The 18812-nt window shown below is 45.8% G+C and carries 11 protein-coding genes; 9 read left to right on the plus strand and 2 right to left on the minus strand.

Going from position 1 to position 18812, the window contains the following annotated elements; genetic code table 11:
- Positions 1-21 precede the first annotated feature (21 nt).
- The gene (locus tag ACLHR0_RS00205; protein WP_436484179.1) at positions 22-4368 is read left to right on the plus strand and encodes a CusA/CzcA family heavy metal efflux RND transporter; all 4347 of its coding nucleotides are present in this window, start codon (positions 22-24) and stop codon (positions 4366-4368) included.
- An 11-nt stretch (positions 4369-4379) separates the two neighbouring features.
- Entirely contained in the window at positions 4380-5516 is a 1137-nt protein-coding gene (locus ACLHR0_RS00210) for an efflux RND transporter periplasmic adaptor subunit (RefSeq protein ID WP_436484180.1), read from the plus strand.
- 21 nt (positions 5517-5537) lie between these two features.
- Here the strand turns inward: ACLHR0_RS00210 and ACLHR0_RS00215 are convergent, their stop codons facing one another.
- Both ACLHR0_RS00215 and ACLHR0_RS00220 read right to left on the minus strand, forming a co-directional pair.
- Positions 5538-6380 carry a chromate resistance protein ChrB domain-containing protein gene (locus ACLHR0_RS00215; protein WP_429045947.1) on the minus strand — a complete coding sequence of 281 codons (843 nt, stop codon included), beginning with the start codon at positions 6378-6380 and terminating at the stop codon, positions 5538-5540.
- A gap of 38 nt (positions 6381-6418) precedes the next feature.
- Positions 6419-7321: an AraC family transcriptional regulator gene (locus tag ACLHR0_RS00220; RefSeq protein WP_436484181.1), complete on the minus strand. Its 903-nt coding sequence runs from the start codon at positions 7319-7321 to the stop codon at positions 6419-6421.
- A gap of 252 nt (positions 7322-7573) precedes the next feature.
- On the opposite strand from ACLHR0_RS00220, the gene ACLHR0_RS00225 reads away from it, so the two are divergent.
- From ACLHR0_RS00225 to ACLHR0_RS00255, 7 genes are all read left to right on the plus strand, one after another.
- The gene (locus tag ACLHR0_RS00225) at positions 7574-8458 is read left to right on the plus strand and encodes a sugar phosphate isomerase/epimerase family protein (protein WP_436484182.1); all 885 of its coding nucleotides are present in this window, start codon (positions 7574-7576) and stop codon (positions 8456-8458) included.
- Positions 8459-8477: 19 nt separating this feature from the next.
- The gene (locus ACLHR0_RS00230; protein WP_436484183.1) at positions 8478-9644 is read left to right on the plus strand and encodes a mandelate racemase/muconate lactonizing enzyme family protein; all 1167 of its coding nucleotides are present in this window, start codon (positions 8478-8480) and stop codon (positions 9642-9644) included.
- A gap of 25 nt (positions 9645-9669) precedes the next feature.
- Positions 9670-10158 carry a VOC family protein gene (locus tag ACLHR0_RS00235; RefSeq protein ID WP_436484184.1) on the plus strand — a complete coding sequence of 163 codons (489 nt, stop codon included), beginning with the start codon at positions 9670-9672 and terminating at the stop codon, positions 10156-10158.
- The gene (locus ACLHR0_RS00240) at positions 10155-11105 is read left to right on the plus strand and encodes a 2-hydroxyacid dehydrogenase (RefSeq protein WP_436484185.1); all 951 of its coding nucleotides are present in this window, start codon (positions 10155-10157) and stop codon (positions 11103-11105) included. The genes ACLHR0_RS00235 and ACLHR0_RS00240 overlap by 4 nt, the downstream gene beginning before the upstream one ends.
- Positions 11106-11145: 40 nt before the next feature.
- Positions 11146-12018, plus strand: coding sequence for a ThuA domain-containing protein (locus ACLHR0_RS00245; protein WP_436484186.1), 873 nt, complete (start codon positions 11146-11148; stop codon positions 12016-12018).
- 37 nt (positions 12019-12055) lie between these two features.
- Positions 12056-15244: a PVC-type heme-binding CxxCH protein gene (locus ACLHR0_RS00250; protein WP_436484187.1), complete on the plus strand. Its 3189-nt coding sequence runs from the start codon at positions 12056-12058 to the stop codon at positions 15242-15244.
- A 433-nt stretch (positions 15245-15677) separates the two neighbouring features.
- The gene (locus ACLHR0_RS00255; protein ID WP_436484188.1) at positions 15678-18812 is read left to right on the plus strand and encodes a SusC/RagA family TonB-linked outer membrane protein; all 3135 of its coding nucleotides are present in this window, start codon (positions 15678-15680) and stop codon (positions 18810-18812) included.

An 18812-nucleotide genomic window follows, 5' to 3' on the forward strand; every position in this document is an offset into this window, starting at 1 on the left:
TGAGTATGCCAATTATTCGATATGCTGAATAAGATCATTGAATTTTCAATCCGGAACAAATTGATTGTAGGCTTATTTATACTCGGTCTTATCGGCTATGGTATTTATGAAGTCACCAGGCTGCCTATAGATGCGGTACCTGATATTACAGACAACCAGGTACAGGTAATAACCGTAACACCTTCATTAGGTGCGCCGGACGTTGAGCGGCTGATATCGTTTCCTATAGAACAGGCAAACCGCAGTATACCCGGACTGGCAAAGATCAGGAGCTTTTCCAGGTTTGGGTTATCTGTAGTGACCCTTGTTTTTAATGAGGGCGTGGATGTTTACTGGGCAAGACAACAGGTTACCGAGCGGCTCCAGGAAGTGCAAAGCCAGATACCCGGCGGAATAGGTGTTCCCAAGCTGGCGCCGGTTACAACTGGTTTAGGAGAGATTTACCAGTATACGATACGGCCTAAAAAGGGCTATGAAGACCGGTATACGGCAATGGAGCTCCGCACTATCCAGGACTGGATTGTTCGCCGGCAACTGTTGGGCGTTACCGGCGTTGCGGATGTGAGCAGCTTTGGCGGCTACCTGAAACAATACGAAATAGCGGTAGAACCGGCCAAACTGAAGTCTTACGGACTTTCCATCAATGATGTATTCAAAGCACTCGAAACAAATAACCAGAACACCGGTGGAGCCTACATTGAAAAAGAGCCAACGGTACTTTTTATTCGCAGTGAGGGCCTGGTCGGCTCAGAAGACGATATCAGGAAAATTGTCGTTAAAAATACCGGTAACGGCACGCCGTTGCTGGTAAGGGATATTGGTGAAGTGCGGTTAGGCTATGCCACCCGGTACGGCGCTTTGACCTATAATGGCGAACGTGAGGTATCAGGTGCGGTAGTAATGATGCTGAAAGGAGCCAACAGTAATGAGGTGATCAAAAAGATCAAAGCGCGTGTAGACCAGATCCAGAAAACACTTCCGGAAGGAGTGATGATCGACCCCTTCCTGGATAGAACAAAAATGGTCAATAACGCCATTGGCACTGTTGAGAAAAATCTCATGGAAGGCGCATTGATCGTGGTATTTGTACTGGTGTTGTTCCTGGGTAACTTCAGGGCCGGCTTACTTGTAGCTTCTGTTATTCCGCTGGCGATGCTGATAGCGGTAATTATGATGAACACCTTTGGCGTAAGCGGTAACCTGATGAGCCTCGGTGCGCTGGATTTCGGGTTGATTGTAGATGGCACCCTGATTATAGTAGAAGCCTGTATGTTCAGACTGCATCATTACAACAAACCCTTTATCACGCAAACGGAAATGGACGACCTGGTGTTGGAAACATCAGGCAGGATGCGAAATGCAGCGGTTTTCGGAGAGCTGATTATCCTGATCGTATATCTTCCCATATTTGCCCTCGCCGGTGTGGAGGGTAAAATGTTTAAGCCCATGGCGCAGACAGTAGCCTTCGCGCTATTTGGCGCTTTCCTGCTTTCCCTGACCTATGTACCCATGATGAGCGCACTGGTTTTAAGTAAAAAAATTCCCGCTAAACTTTCCTGGTCCGACAGGATGATGGAAAAACTGGAAGTCCGCTACCAGCGCCTGTTAAACAAGGTACTGAACATACCCAAAACAGTAATTGGAACGGCGGCAGGTTTATTAGCTATTGCTTTATTTGTTCTTTCGCAGCTGGGAGGCGAATTTATACCCCGGTTGGAAGAGGGGGATTTTGCGGTAGAAACCCGCGTACTTACCGGCAGTAGCCTGAAAACCTCTACTACTGCGGTGTCGCAGGGTGCGAAAATTTTGCTGGCGAAGTTTCCAGAAGTGGAGAAGGTGGTGGGGAAAACCGGTAGCAGCGAGATTCCTACTGACCCTATGCCGATTGATGCCAGCGACCTGATGGTAATTTTGAAAGATAAAAAGGAATGGACTTCTGCAAAAACCTTTGATGAATTAACAGAGAAAATGTCAAAGGAACTGGAAGCCATACCCGGCGTTACTTTCGGATTCCAATACCCTGTACAGATGCGCTTTAATGAATTAATGACAGGCGCCCGTCAGGATGTTGTCTGTAAAATTTATGGCGAGGACCTGGACAGCCTGGCTCAATATGCCACCCGCCTCGGGGCAGTGGTCAATACCGTGAAAGGTGCTACCGATCTGTATGTGGAAGCCATCACCGGGATGCCGCAGATTGTTATTAAATATAACAGGGACGCTATTGCGCAATATGGCCTTAACATCAATGATATAAACAGAATAGTAAATACCGCCTTCGCGGGGCAAAGCAGCGGGCTTGTTTATGAAGGAGAAAAACGTTTCGACCTGGTAGTAAGGCTGAGTGGTCAGCAGCGGCAAAACCTTACTGATGTGCAGCATTTACTAATTCCTACCCAACAGGGTTCACAGATACCCTTATACCTGGTAGCAAAAGTAGCTATAGAGGAAGGGCCCAATCAGATACAGCGCGAAGATGCCCAGCGCCGGATCATTGTAGGATTCAATGTGCGTGGCCGTGATGTGCAGACTGTAGTAGAAGAACTGCAGCAAAAGGTATCCGGTAAAATAAAATTACCACCGGGTTACTACGTTACCTATGGTGGCGCATTTGAAAACCTGGAAGCTGCGAAAAAGCGTTTAGGCATTGCCGTACCCGTTTCCCTGCTGCTTATCCTGCTGATGTTATATTTTGCTTTCAACAGTATCAGGCAAGGGTTGCTGATTTATTCTGCTATTCCTTTATCTGCAATAGGAGGCATTTTTGCCCTTGCATTGCGGGGAATGCCGTTCAGTATTTCAGCCGGCATTGGTTTCATTGCATTATTTGGTGTGGCCGTATTGAATGGTATTGTGCTCATTGCAGAATTTAACCGGTTACATAAAGAAGGACTGAACGATGTCCGGGAAATTGTGTTAAAAGGAACGAGGGTACGTTTACGGCCGGTATTGATGACGGCATCCGTGGCATCTTTGGGCTTCCTGCCGATGGCACTGAGCAATGGCGCCGGCGCCGAGGTGCAACGGCCATTGGCTACTGTGGTTATCGGGGGACTGATCCTGGCAACGTTCCTGACCCTGTTTGTACTTCCAATTCTTTACATCATTTTTGAAAAGAAGCATCTGATGAAGCAACCCAAGCATTTACCGGGCGCTGCACTCTTATTATTACCATTCCTTTTGCTGGCAGCACCTAACGCACGGGCACAACAACCGATCTCCCTTAATGCAGCGCTGGATACCGCTATGAAGAATAACCTGTCTGTCCGGAACCAACAGCTGAATGCAGACTATCTGAAAAAATTAAAAGGAGCGGGATGGGATGCCAACCAGGCGGTTGTTACCGGTGAATATGGTAAAATCAACAGCGCTTACAATGATAACCGGTTTACCATTTCACAGACCATCAAATTCCCAACCATATACAGCAGGCAAAAACTGTTGCTGAATGAAGAATGGAAAGAAGGACTGCTGAATGTTTCCGTTAAACAATCTGAATTAAAAAAGCAGGTCACTTCGGTGTACTACCAGCTCCTGTTCCTGCGCAATAAAAAAGAACTGCTTCAGTATACGGATAGTATCTATGCGCTTTTCCTGGAAAAGGCGGCAATACGTTTTAAAACGGGAGAAAGTAACATACTCGAAAAAACGACCGCCGAAACCCAGCGTGGACAAATCGCTTTGCAGGCGGGCCAGTTACAGCAGGACTATGCCATCCTGCAAGCGCGGCTGAAAGTGCTGCTCAACACGACTACTGATGTAGAACCTGATGATACACCGCTTAAAATGCCGCTTCCCGGTGGTATTGATAGCACGGAGCTTAAAAAGCATCCCTACCTCCAACTGCTGGAGCAACAGGAGCAAACAAGTTTTTCCAGGTACAAACTGGAAAAATCCAGGCTGTTACCCGACTTACTGCTGGGATACAATAACATGACCATGCGTGGTATGGGAGCGGATGATAAAGAATATTCGGGAGACACCCGGTTCCAGTCCGCCCAGATAGGCGTTGGTATTCCGCTATTCTTTGGTGCGCAGAAAGCAAAAATCGGCGCTCAGAAAATAAACCAGGAACTGGCAAAAAGCACTTACCAGGCAGGATTACAGGAATTGCAATTAAGATATACCGAAGCTGAAAAGCAATATAGTAAAATGATGCAGGCGGTTTCCTACTATGAACAAAGTGGGCTAAAGAATGCGGATACCATCATTGCTACCGCAAATCTGCAATTCGTAAACGGGGAAATCAATTACCTGGAATGGGTGATGCTGAACAACCAGGCTTTCAGTCTCCGGAATGAATACCTCGATGCTGTAAATAACCTTAACCAGTCTATCATTGAATCCAATTCTTTATTGAACAGGTAAATATAAAATTCATGAAACAATACATCATCATATTAGCTACATCCTGTTTACTGGCAGCCTGTAACAACAAACCGAAAGAGGAGGAAAAAGCACCGGCCGGCGATAAAGGAAATCTCATTGAACTGACGGATGCCCAGCAAAAAAATGCGGGCATCGAAACCGGGCACCTGGAGAAAAGGCGTATTGCTGCTGCAATCCGGGTAAACGGGCAGATTGACGTACCTCCGCAGAATATGGTTAGCATCAGTTTCCCGTTAGGAGGCTTTTTAAAATCCACCACCTTGCTTCCCGGTATGCATGTTACCAAAGGAGAAGTAATCGGCGTTATGGAGGATCAACAATTTATTCAGCTGCAGCAGGATTATCTCACTTCAAAAGCGAAATTGGCGTACCTGGAAAAAGAGTATGCCCGTCAGCGTGAACTTAACCAGAGCAAAGCTACCAGCGATAAATTATTTGAGCAAACCGAAGCGGAGTATAAAAGCCAGCGTGTACTGAACAGATCTGTTGCAGAAAAATTGCAACTGATTGGTATTAATGCCTCCAGGCTTGATGAGAACGGCATTTCCAGAAGTGTTAATCTTCATTCTCCCATCAATGGTTTTGTGTCAAAGGTAAATGTGAACATAGGCAAGTATGTAAATCCTTCAGATGTTTTATTTGAAATAGTAAATCCGGCGGATATTCACCTTGCGTTGACCGTTTTTGAGAAAGACATCAATAAACTGGCTATCGGTCAAACGGTGGTGGCTTTTACCAACAGCAATCCCGAAAAAAAGTACGATTGTAAGATCATACTGATAGGCCAGGATCTTACGGCAGACAGGAGTGTGCAGGTACATTGCCACTTTGAGCAATACGACAAATCACTGATCCCGGGAACTTTTATGAATGCTGATATAGAGTCAGCCAATGATAGTACCTGGTCGCTGCCGGCGGATGCAGTGGTACGTTTTGAAAACAAAGAGTATGTTTTTTGCCGGAAGGATAAAAATGTATTTGAGATGATACCTGTAAAAACAGGCAACAGCGAGAATGGATATGTGGAAATAATATTGAATGGCAATACACCCGCAGTCAACAGTGAATATGTGATAAAAGGCGCTTATTCTCTTTTAATGAAAATGAAGAATACGGCAGATGAATAAGTTGCTGAAGATTGATGGTGTTTACTTCTTCAATAAATTTTTTTTATAGACAGAAGGGCTTTTGCCTGTATGTACTTTAAAAACCCGCGTGAAATGGCTCTGGTCTGAAAACCCGGTAAGATATGCTATTTCGGTAAGTGAATGCGACGTGGTGGAAAGCAGCTGTATCGCTTTGTCTATCCGGAGTTTTCTGATATAATCACCAAAGGAAAGGTCATCAAAATATTTTGAAAATTCCCGTGATAAATAGGCGGGATGTACCTGTAAAGTTTCTGAAATTCCCTTCAGACTCAGATTCAGGTTGGTATCTATCTGGTCCTGGATGATCTCTTTCAGCTCCTTTGCCCAGTGAGGTACCTTTTTACTGTCTTTTTCATGTTGCAGGAAATTTTTAAAGATGTCCAGCAGCTGACTTTCAAATGGTTGCTGCGTGTGCTTTACATGTTGCAGGTATTTTGCCCAGCTGTATAGCGAATCGTATAACAACATTCCTTTTTCCAGCAGTTGATAGTCGTCTGGTTCATCATGCGCCATACCAGCGGAGATAGCCCATAAACCGGCAGCTTGCGGCGCCAGGTTATGGCGGTCGGTATCAGCACCGCGAACAATTGGCGCCAGCGCGTGAATGGCCGGATCTTCAAGGTGGTGTTTTTTTATGATGTAGTCAAATGTGCATAAGTCGTCATAGTGTGTGTATTCCACACCGGCTATATCAAAAGGAATGGCGTTCAGCTCAGCGGCCTTTGACAATACTTCATTGAACGGCACGTATATAAATTCAGCCGCCTGGTCTACAAATCTTTTTATAAGCCAGGGACAAGCCAGTCTGTCTATTTTCGGGCGCTCGCGGGTGATCCATTTCATACCTGATAATTAATTATGATAGTTACGTGTAGAACAATTTAGTTCCCCGTAGGCCGGAAGCTGGGGGTGCTTACATTACTTTCTATAAATGCCTTACGGTATTCCCTGGGAGATTTTCCCTGGTAAATTTTAAACTGCCTGTTAAAGTAAGAGATATTATCAAACCCACAGGCATAGCATATTTCAGATATGCCATTTCCGGTGCCTATCAGCAGTTTTGTAGCATGACTGATCCTTATCTCGTTTACAAACTGTGAGAATGTTTTCGTGGTTCTTTTTTTAAAGTAGCGGCAAAATGCAGCTTCATTCATACAGGCAAGAGAGGCAGCAGATTTGCTATCTACATGATCAGCATAATTTTCCAGTACATACTTAAATATTGGTTCCAGTTTTTTCGAATCTGCATCCTTATAACGTGTCTTTCCCTGATCATCTGTCAGTAGTTGAACACTTTCCCTGCCTTGCAGTGATAATTCATCCAGGATCTGTAAAAGGATGATCAGGTTTTTCATCTGCTGATTTGCCTGAAACTGGAAAAACAGGGTATTCACAACAGGCGATATCTTATTAAATTTTATACCGTATTCAGATAACTGCATCAGTTCCTTTATCTTTCTCAATTCCAGTTTTTCAAAAAAATCCTTTCCTATAAAATCTTCTGTAAACTGCACTATAATAGCGTGCGCTATTTCGTCGGCACCAACAGGTGAGCTATTATTGCAAAAGCAATGGACCAAACCCGGACCGAACATATAAATTTCTCCTTCATTGTAATTCATCACCTTGTTTCCCGCATACATTCTGCCTGCACTTTTTACAATCAGGATCAGCTCGTGCCCATGATGAAAATGAAATGTATTGGTGAACCGGGGCTGACAGAATTCTTTTATTACAAAACTGGCATCTTCCGGGGTAGATATGTGTCGGTAAGAAACTTTCATAATGTCTTTATCTTTAGTACACTATTTATTTTCTAAAGCAAAAAAATCAGAAATATGGTAAATATAGTATTGATATCTTGCAAATGAAGTACTTTTATTTCAATGGAAGTCTGAATAAGTTTGTGAAACAATGAATTCTTAAAAAACGTTCCGGTTATGAAACCAACAGGCTTATGCCTTACAGATGCCACATGATTCGACGTAGCTATTATCTGCAGCATACATTAATCCACTTTTATATATCAATGCGTTATGGAACTAGGGATACACAACTGGATGCGGTCTGAAACGATAGAAACTACCATCAGGAGAGTTTCTGCGCTGCGATATACCAGGCTTGAAATTGCCGGCACCCCCGAACATTATGATACGAAAAGTTTAAGAGAACTGATGAAGACGCATGGTTTGTCTTGCTGGGGAGCTGTAACGCTGATGCTGGGTGACCGCAACCTGCTTGCCAGGGATGAGGCGCAACGTGCAAAATCAGTACAGTATGTAAAGGATGTAATCACCATGGTAAAGGAACTGGATGGTCACATGGTGGCTGTTGTACCTTGCACCGTTGGAAAAATTGTACCGGACGGAAGGCCCGATGAAGAGTGGAATTGGGCTGTTGGTGCGTTGAAGGAAATTTACGCCTATAGCGAGGCTGCAGGCATCCGGATAGGCATTGAGCCTATCAACAGGTTTGAAACCTATTTCATCAACAGGGCTGATCAGGCATTGGCTTTAGCAGCCGCCGTAGGGCCTAATTGCGGTGTTTGCCTGGATACCTTCCACATGAATATCGAAGAATCGGATTTGTTTGAGGCCATCAGAAGGGCTAAGGGGAAACTGGTTGGTTTTCATGTGGCAGACAACAACAGGATGGCGCCGGGAATGGGGCATCTCAATTGGCAAAAGATTGTAGATACGTTGAGGGAAATAAATTATGATGAGGTGCTTTCCGTGGAATTTTGCGCTTCGCTGGATCGCACGCCAGCCAATCCTTACCCGGATTCGATTGACGAAAACCCTGAAAACTTATCTGCTGAGCAGGCGAAGTTCCTGGTGGACCACGGCAGTGCTTCTGTTACAGAAGCGTTTTATACCATGCTGACTACCCAATCATTTAATACTTTATCAAAACTTATTTAAAGAAGTCAACTGCTAACAGATGAAAATAGCTAATGTAGAGGCATTTTGGTTGCGCTGTCCTGTTCCTAAAGAAAAACAACATACTTCAGACTATGGATTACTGGCCAATTTTGACATGACGCTTGTTGTGATAACTACAGAGGACGGTCTTCAGGGATTTGGAGAAGCCAAAGCAGCGGTTGGATCTTCAGGCGTGTGTGCTTCCATCGTGAATTGCATTGAAAATGAGTTGAAGCCAGCTTTACTGGGTAAGGATGTTAAAGACATTTCCAGGTTATGGGAGGAGATGTATAATGGCACACGGGATCATTATGCCTTGCTGAGAGGCCGGAAATTCCCTATCCTGGGGAGAAGGGGCCTTACTATATCTGCCATGAGCGGCATTGATACCGCCTTGTGGGATTTGAAAGGCAAAATGCTCAATGTTCCGGTGATGGATTTGCTCGGTGGCGCCTGCAGGGATCAGATGCCGGCATATGCAAGTGGTGGCTGGGCAGATGCAGACAATATTGGCACACAATTGAAAGGATACATAGATAAAGGCTTTAAGAGTGTTAAGATGCGTGTTGGCGTGATGGATCAGACCGTACAAAACAGCATTGAAAGGGTAAAAGCTGCGAGAGCCGCTATCGGTCCTGATATTAAACTGATGGCCGACGCACACGGCACCTTCAGTGTTCCGGAGGCGAAACAGTTTTGCCGGGGAGTAGCAGATTGTAACTTGTACTGGTTTGAAGAACCTATCAGTCCTGATAACAAAAGGGGGACTGCAGAAGTAAGGGCTTCCACGCATATTCCTATCGCAGCAGGTGAAAGTGAATATACCAGTTTTGACATACAGGCACTTTTGGAAATAAGGGCCATTGATGTAATACAGCCGGATGCGGCCATCATTGGCGGCATTTCGGAAGCGGTGCGGGTTTCGCACCTCGCCAGTGTGCATCAACTGGAGCTGGCGCCGCATTGCTGGGGTTCTGCCTTTTCTTTTATGGCAGGGCTGAATGTAGCATTTGCATCGCCTTCCGCAACCATCATTGAGTTCTCCGTTGGAGGAAACCCGATGATGTATGACCTGGTGAAGGAACAGATTACCGTTACAAATGGCTCCATCCAGGCGCCCACCGCACCTGGATTAGGGGTAACGCCGGACTGGGATTTTGTACGGCAGTATAAACAAAAAGTTTAGAAGTGGTATTTGTAAATATTTATTTATGGCCAAAGCACTTAAAATTAATCACGTAACACTGATTGTGGACAACCTGGAAAAAGCAGGTCAATTCTATCAGCATGAATTGGGCCTGGAGCCGCTTGCCGCCTTCCGGTTTGATTACCCTGTTATGTTTTTCAAGTTCAATGATGAGCAGCAATTGCATATCTCCGAATGGGAAGACAAAACCTCTTTTCGCGGACATGTATGTGTGCAGGTAGATGATTTCAGCAGTCTTTTTTTCCGCATGAAAGCACTGAATATAATTGATATTCATCCGTGGGGAAAGGTAAGAAAGCTGCCTGACGGGGCTATGCAGATGTTTGTGCGCGATCCTGCCGGCAACCTGGTGGAAATATCTTCCATACCAGGAGTTGAAGTGGACTCGCGAATATTCACTGATGAACTTTATGAAGAAGGGTTGTATGTTTCAAACAGAAATGACTTCAGAGGATACCGGTCTGATGATGCCACCTTATATCACAACAAATGAGAAAAAACGTACTGTTGCTTGAAACCATTGCAGAGGAAGCGTTAGCCGTTCTTCAGAAAAATGTGAATGTATTCACAGGATACGACGAACCTAGCTTACAGGAGGTTTTGAACAAAGAGGACATTCATGCCATCATTACAAGAGGGAAAGGCCTGATCACTCAACCACTCATGGATGCCTTCCCGCATTTACAGGTAGTGGCCAGGTGTGGCGTTGGGTTGGATAATGTAGATGTAGCTGCAGCAACAGTAAAAAAGATCAAGGTAATTAATGCACCGGGCAGTAATGCCGCCACTATTGCGGAACATACCCTGAGCCTGATGCTGATGCTGATGCGTAATATGTATGAATCGGTTTCCCAGGTGAAACAAAACAACTGGAGCTGGCGCAATTCATATGCAGGAGATGAGTTGAACGGCAAAACCCTGGGTGTGCTGGGAATGGGGAACATAGGAAAACGTGTTGCCCGGCTTGGAGAAGCTTTCGGGATGGAGGTCGTGTACTGGAGTAAATCTGTTCAGGATCTGCCTTATAAATACCTGGTCATGGAAGATGTATTACGGCAGTCAGATGTTGTTAGCCTTCATCTTCCACTCAATAACGAAACAGGTAAGATCATAGGAGAAGAACAACTGCGTTTAATGAAACGGGGTTCTTTACTGATCAACACTGCAAGAGGCGCGCTTATCGACCATCCGGCGTTATTGCAGGCATTAAATTCCGGGGTGATTTCGGGTTTTGCTGCGGATGTATTACCGGATGAGCCACCAGTTGAGAGCGTTGATATAGTGCGTCACCCGCGGGCCATCATCACGCCGCATACCGGCAGTCTTACCTCGGCCACCTACCGGCAGATATGCCTGCTTACCATCAATAATGTAGTAGCCGTGCTTACCGGTGGGGAGCCGGAGCCAGACAGCATATATAACCGCAAGGCGTTGTTTTGAAATATATCGTATTCAAACGGTCATCATAATCTCTGTTCAAATGAAAAAATTTTGCGTTTGTTTATTGTTCATGGTAAGCACCGGTATAACATCTGCCGGCTTGCTCTTTGCACAATCTTCCAAAGAGATAAAAAAGCCGCTGGTTGTTTTCGTGACCGGTGATCATGAGTACAGCAGCGAAGAAACCATGCCTTTAGTCGCCGCCGCGCTGGAGAAAGATTACGGCATGAAAACGATCGTTCTCAAAGCATCTCCCGATTATAACAGTGAAGAAAATATTCCGGGCCTCGAGGCATTGAAACATGCAGACCTGGCCGTTTTCTTTTTGCGCTGGCGCAGGCTTCCGCCTGAGCAACTTGCCTATATCGACGCTTACCTGAAATCCGGCAAGCCTGTTATGGGTTTCCGTACCACCACGCATGCATTCCATTTTCCGGAGGGACATGCCAGTGAGAAATGGAACGCCTTTGGAGAATTTGCATTAAATGCACCTCCCGGATGGGGCGGCGCCGCCAAACATACCCATTATGGACATGAGAGCAGCACGGATGTACGCATCATTCCTGAGCAGGCCGGCAATCCTATCCTGACAGGCGTTGCAAAGAATTTTCATGTGCGTTCATGGCTGTACCGTGTTTTACCCGATTATCCTGTGAAAGGGTCTACCTGGTTACTGATGGGAAAGGCCGTAAATCCTGATAAAGAAGCGATTCAAAACCCGGTTGCCTGGACCGGCACCAACGCTTTTGGCGGACGTGTTTTTATGACAACCTTAGGTCACCCTGAAGATTTCAGCCAGGAACCCTTTCAGCGCCTGGTGATCAACGCCATTCACTATGAGCTGGGCCTTAAAATTCCACGAAAATGGAAAGGTAAAATGAATATCCAGGTGCCCTACCGTGAGGCGAAATAGTATTTCACGTTTCCTGATGCTGCTAAACTTTTTAAAGATGTCCAAACTATTAAAAATTGGCATTTACGCGCCTTTTATTCCCATAGTATTGGCGATAATGATACTGCATGCCTGTAAATCGCAGGCGCCTGCTCCGCTCACTATTTCCGATACCTCCCATATATCCCTGATTGGTAACAACCTGGGATCCAGGATGATTAATTATGATAATTTTGAAACGGAACTGTATCTCCGTTACCCGGAATATAAACTGCACGTCCGCAACATGTGCGATGGTGGGGAAACACCCGGATTCCGGCCACATGCCGGCAGAAATTCTCCATGGGCATTTCCCGGTGCAGAGAAATTCCATCCGGAGCTCGCCGGCCAGGTTCAAACAATAGAAGGCCCGAGCGAAGGACGCTTTGAAACACCCGATCAATGGCTCACCAGGCACAAAACAGATGTGATCATTGCCTTCTTCGGTTACAATGAATCATTTGAGGGGAAAGAAGGGCTGGACAGTAATAAAGCAGAGCTGGATGCATTTATAAAGTGGACGTTGAAGCAGAAATACAATGGCGCCTCAGCGCCGCAACTGGCCATTGTTTCACCCATTGCTTTCGAAAATCTTTCCGGCAAATATGACTTACCGGATGGCCGGAAGGAAAATGAAAACCTTGCCTTGTATACCCAGGCCATGAAGGAAGTGGCTGCCCGCAATAACGTATTATTTGTTGACGCATTCACACCTTCCCAAAAATGGTATAAGGATGCGAAAGAGCCTTTGACCATCGACGGTTCTCAACTGAATGAAGAAGGTTATAAAAAGCTGGGACTTTTGCTGGCAGACCAGATTTTTGGAAAGGTAGCCCCAGCCGCAACAGCTAACAGGCAGCTGGTGCACGATGCCGTGATGGAAAAAAACTGGATGTGGCTAAATGATTACAAAATCCCCAACGGCGTACATGTGTATGGTCGCCGGTATGATCCTTACGGGCCGGATAATTACCCTGCAGAAATAGAAAAGATCCGCGAGATGACAGCGATCAGGGACACCGCGGTTTGGCTGGCTGCTGCTAAAGGAACGAAAATGGATATTGCAGCTGCAGATAAAAACACCAAAGTATTGCCCGCCGTTAAAACCAACTATAACCCCGCTAAAAATGGCAGTCTCCGGTATCTCAGCGGAGAGGAAGCGGTAGCAAAGCTGAAAGTGCCGCCAGGATATAAGATTGAGCTATTTGCCTCAGAAGAGCAGTTTAAAGACCTTGCCAAGCCAATGCAGATGTCATTTGACAATAAGGGCAGGCTGTGGGTAGCCGTGATGCCGAGCTATCCCCACTATAAGCCGGGCGATGCCAAACCCAATGATAAAATTATTATCCTTGAAGATACCAACAACGACGGCAAAGCCGATAAAGAAACGGTATTTGCAGACAGCCTGCACCTGCCCATCGGTTTTGAGATAGCAGCAGAAGGCGTGTATGTTGCCCAGGGAACTAACCTTAAATTGCTGACAGATACAGACGGCGACGATAAAGCGGATAAAACAGAAATCCTGCTCAGTGGTTTTGATGATCACGATACACATCACAGCAGTCATGCGTTTACTGCCGATCCTTCAGGAGCGATCTATTCGGGAGAAGGCGTGTTTCTTCATACACATATAGAAACTTCCTACGGAACTATTCGTGCGTCTAACGGCGGCTTTTACAGGTATGACCCGCGTCGCAGGAAACTGGAACGTACTGCACAACTTTCCATTCCAAACCCCTGGGGTATTGCGTTCGACGACTGGGGACAGCCCTTCTTTGCAGAAACCTCCAGTCCGGATGTACGCTGGATGCTGCCAGGCACCGTACTGCCCAGGTACGGCCAGGCTACACATAAATCGATCCAGCTGATAGAAGATAAACATAAAGTACGGCCCACATCAGGACTTGAATTTGTGTCCAGCCGCCACTTTCCCGATGAAGTGCAGGGCGACTTCCTGATCAATAATACCATAGGATTTCTCGGAACAAAAGAACATACGCTGCAGGATGATGGAACAGGCTACAAAAGCCGTCATCGCACCGACCTGCTCGTGAGCGGGGATCCCAATTTCCGGCCGGTAGACCTGGAGTTTGCGCCCGACGGATCATTGTACGTGATCGACTGGCATAACATCCTGATCGGGCACATGCAGCATAATGCACGGGATCCTTTGAGGGATCATTCCCATGGGAGAGTGTACCGCATTACTTATCCCTCGAGGCCCCTGGTGAAACCGGCAAATATAGCGGGAGCCTCCATAGAAGAATTGCTGGACAACCTTAAACTACCGGAATACAGGACCCGCTACAGAACCCGCCGCGAACTGAGAGGACGGGATGTTTCCGCCGTACTGTCCAAACTGCAAACCTGGGTTTCCCAGCTGAATAAAAACGATCCGCGATATGAGCATCATTTGCTCGAAGGACTTTGGGTGAGCTGGGGTATGGATAAAGTAGACCAGCCGCTTTTAAAACAGGTACTAAAAGCCCGCGATTATCATGCAAGAGCCGCAGCCGTGCAGGTACTGCGTTATACAGGACACCAGGTTCCTGACCAGGCAGATTTGCTGATGCAGGCCGCCAGCGACGAAAATAGCCGTGTACGCCTGATGGCAATTGTGGCCGCCTCATGGATCGGTAAAGAAAAGGGGCTTCCCATTTTGGCAGCAGCCAAGAAAATGCCACTGGATGAATGGATGATCCATGCGTATGAAACCGCCGTAGCCCACTTAAACGGGGAGAATGTGAAAAAGGGAAAAGAGAAAGATGATAATACCAACCTGAAAGGCGCTGAGCTGGCCCTGTTTAACCAGGGAAAGAAAATTTATTCCATAGAAGGATATTGTAAAACATGTCACCAGGCGGACGGCAAAGGCCTTCCTGATTCTGGCTTCCCTCCTCTTGCCGGTTCCAGGTGGGTAACGGGAAGTGATGAACGGCTCATCAAGCTGGTGATGAAAGGACTCTTAGGTCCGATAGAAGTAAATAATAAAACGTATTCCGGCCAGGTTCCTATGACGCCTTTCGGCGGGTTACTGAAAGATGATGAGGTTGCTGCCGTGCTAACCTACGTCAGGAATTCGTTCGGTAACAAAGGATCAGCTGTTTCTCCCGAAAAAGTAAAACAGGTAAGGAAGCGCATAGAAAGTAAAAAGGATTTTTATTCTTCAGAACAACTGCTCAAAGAACATCCAATGGAAAAGAGATAATAAAACACCCGTCCGTTTACCCTGTTTCAGCGTTTAGGCACTGTTGTTAATTTACTATGTCACTTAGTGAAAATATCACAAGGAAGTATCATTTCGTATACTTAATATTGTTAGGATTACTATCAATCTAATTTGTCAACCGATTTAAAAAACCAGTTACTCTATTTTCTTTTTAACAGTGAAAGATACCTGATATGAGCTGTAGCTCCCACTGGTATTAACTGTTAGCTTTTTCACGGATATGAAAAACCATTCAGCATAGAACGATCATCGACAAGCCATACTCATTTGCCTGAAAAAAACTTATAAGATCATTCAACCAAAACACAACGCATTTTCTGCGAAAGCTTTACGCTGCCCTTAAATTCTGCTACTTAAAAAAATGTATCCGGAACAACGGATACGATCAAATTAACCTGATAACTTTTTAATTATGAAACAGTTTTCCACGGTGACTTTCAACATGCCGGCGTTACGCCAGAAAATCATTTATGCCGCCTTTGTTTTATTCATGGGAGTAGTCACGCAGCTCCATGCGAAAGATCCGGTAACAGGTAATTATTCACCTGCATTCCTCATGGATGTGCGTGGTAAGGTTTTGGAAGAGAATGGCGTTGGCGTGCCGGGAGTAAGTATTAAAGTAAAGAATGTTAATAAGGCCACGACTACCGACGGCGACGGGAACTTCAGCATTAAAGGCGTTAATGAAGATGCAGTGCTGATTGTTTCTTATATCGGCTATGTTACCCAGGAAGTGAAGGTTACTGCGGACATGGTGATTAAGCTTGTTCCGCAGGTTAAAAAGATAGATGAGGTAGTGGTGGTAGGTTATGGAACGACCAAAAAATCAGATCTGACCGGGGCGGTTGGTACTGTTAAAGCCGAAACGTTACAGGAACGTCCGGCCTCCTCGTTAAACCAAAGCCTATCCGGCCGTGTATCGGGGGTGAATGTTTCTTCCAACTCCGGTAGACCTGGTGGGAGAACCAACGTTCGCATCCGCGGATCAAGCTCTCTGAGCGTTTCCAATAACCCATTGTATGTAATAGATGGTGTGATACTGAACCCGGTGGGTTTGAGGAATGGCAGTACGCCGATTGACTATATCAATCCTAACGATATTGCTTCTATTGAAGTACTGAAGGATGCTTCTTCCACCGCGATCTATGGGGCCAGGGGAGCCAATGGCGTTATCCTTGTTACCACGAAAAGAGGCACTTCCGCCGGTGGAAGAATCACGTATGATCCGGATTTCAGTATTGGTGTGCTGCCTAAAAAACTGGAACTGCTCAATGCAAAAGAGTTCCTGGCGGTGGAGGATCTGGCTTATGCCAACGCGCAAAAATATGATCCCGTTGGATGGGCAACGGGAACAAAATACACCGATCCCAAAACCAAACGCACGAATCCCAAATTATTTGATTCACAGGGAAACCCGCTGTACGACACCGACTGGCAGGACGAAGCATTTCAAAAAGCTTTTACGCAGAACCATCAACTTGGATTTACCGATGGTGATGAAAAAAGAAGCATAGGCGCTTTCCTGAACTATCGCAGCCAGGATGGATTGGCGCGGGGTTCCTGGCAGGATCGGTATGCCGGCCGTGTGGTATACGACAGCCAGATAAAAGACTGGTTAAAGATCGGTGGTACCATGAGCTATACGGATCAGCGGGAAAAACAGGTGGATCAACTCGATGGAGGCGGTATTACCATGATGCGCCAGGTATTGGAAGCGCTGCCTATTATCCCGGTAAAATATGCAGACGGGTCGTGGGCGAGCAACAGGGACTATCCGGGCATGGAGGGCGGCGATAATCCTTTAAGGGTATCCGCCGACAGGATCTCCATACTGCATACCCAAACGCTTCTTGGCAATATGTATACAAACATTCACCTGGCGGAAGGGCTGGAATTGAAATCGACGATTGGTGTCAACATCATTAACCAACGGGAAGATTATTTCGCCGCCAAGGGAATGCAATACATTTCAGACAACGGAAATGCTTTTATTAATAACAACAGGTACAACTCCTGGCAGTTTGAGAACTACCTTACCTACAACAGGCAGTTTGCAAAAGTACATGCTTTAAATGCGATGGCAGGGGTGTCCTGGCAGCATATCGACCGTTTCGAAAACCAGGCAAGTACAGAGGGCTTCACCGATTCGTACTACAAATATTACAATCTTGGTGCAGGATCCAGCCCCCAGCCTCCTTCTTCCGTGGGAACTGCCAATGGCTTGAATTCTTATTTTGGCCGTGTAAATTATGGTTTCCGCAATAAGTATTTAGTCACTTTCACCGGCCGTTTGGATGGATCTTCCAAATTCGGAAGTGATAACCAGTTTGCATTCTTTCCTTCTGCCGCTCTCGCCTGGAGGGTAACAGAAGAAGATTTCATGAAGAGTATTGCTGCTATATCCAATTTAAAAGTGCGTGCCAGTTACGGAGCTACCGGCAACTCTGAAATCCCTGCCTACAGGGCGCTCGCGGGCATGGGAAATTACAGTGTGATTTTCAACGGGGCACGTAATTCCGGCGTTGGTATTGACCGTATCGCCAATCCTGGTTTGCAGTGGGAAAAAACAAAGCAGGTCGACTTCGGTCTTGAACTCGGTTTATTTTCCAACAGGCTGAATCTCGAACTGGACTTATACCGCAGAAAAGTAGATGGTATGTTGCTGGATGCGCCGTTACCATATACCAGCGGGCGTGATAAAATTTTCTCCAATGTTGGCAGTATGGAAAACAAGGGTGTTGAGTTTGCCATCAATTCTATTAATATTCAAAACGATAATTTTTCCTGGAATACCACCTTCAACATTTCTGTCAATAAAAACAGGGTACTTGCTTTGGCCAATGGTGATATATCTTCCGGCAACGGGATCATCAGGGTGGGTGAACCGGTTGGTTCTTTCTTTGGAAGAATGCATCTCGGCACCTGGGGCAGCAAGGAAGCTGACGAAGCAAAGAAATATAATATGCTGCCCGGCGACGTAAAATATAAGGATATCAATAATGATGGTATCATCAATGATTTAGACAGGACCATCATCGGTAAAGGCATACCCGACGGATATGGTACCTTCCTGAACACCTTTCAGTATAAATCATGGTCGCTGACTGTAGACCTGCAGTTTATGTATGGCAACGATGTATTAGACAGGAGCATACATTCTGCTGAAGATAGACAAGGCATTGCCAATAGTTATAAAACCGTGCTTAATGCATGGACGGAAACCAATCAAAATACGCCTATTGCACAGATACGCCCTATTAACGCCTATTACACCACCAATAACGACAGCCATAAGGTTACCGACGGATCGTTTATCCGTGGCCGTAATTTGTTACTGGCTTATGTATTTCCGGCAAACACCGTTTCTGCTTTAAAGCTTAGCCGCCTGAGAGTATATGCATCCGTACAGAATTTTTTCCTGGTCACAAAATATAAAGGATACGATCCTGAAGTTTCCAACTCCAGCTCTCCTTTCGATCAGGGTTTGAACTTGTACGATTATCCGAAGCCACGGGTATTTATGCTGGGTCTTAATGTGGGATTATAA

It is taken from the genome of Chitinophaga sp. ARDCPP14 (genome assembly GCF_051362515.1).
Taxonomy (GTDB): Bacteria; Bacteroidota; Bacteroidia; order Chitinophagales; family Chitinophagaceae; genus Chitinophaga.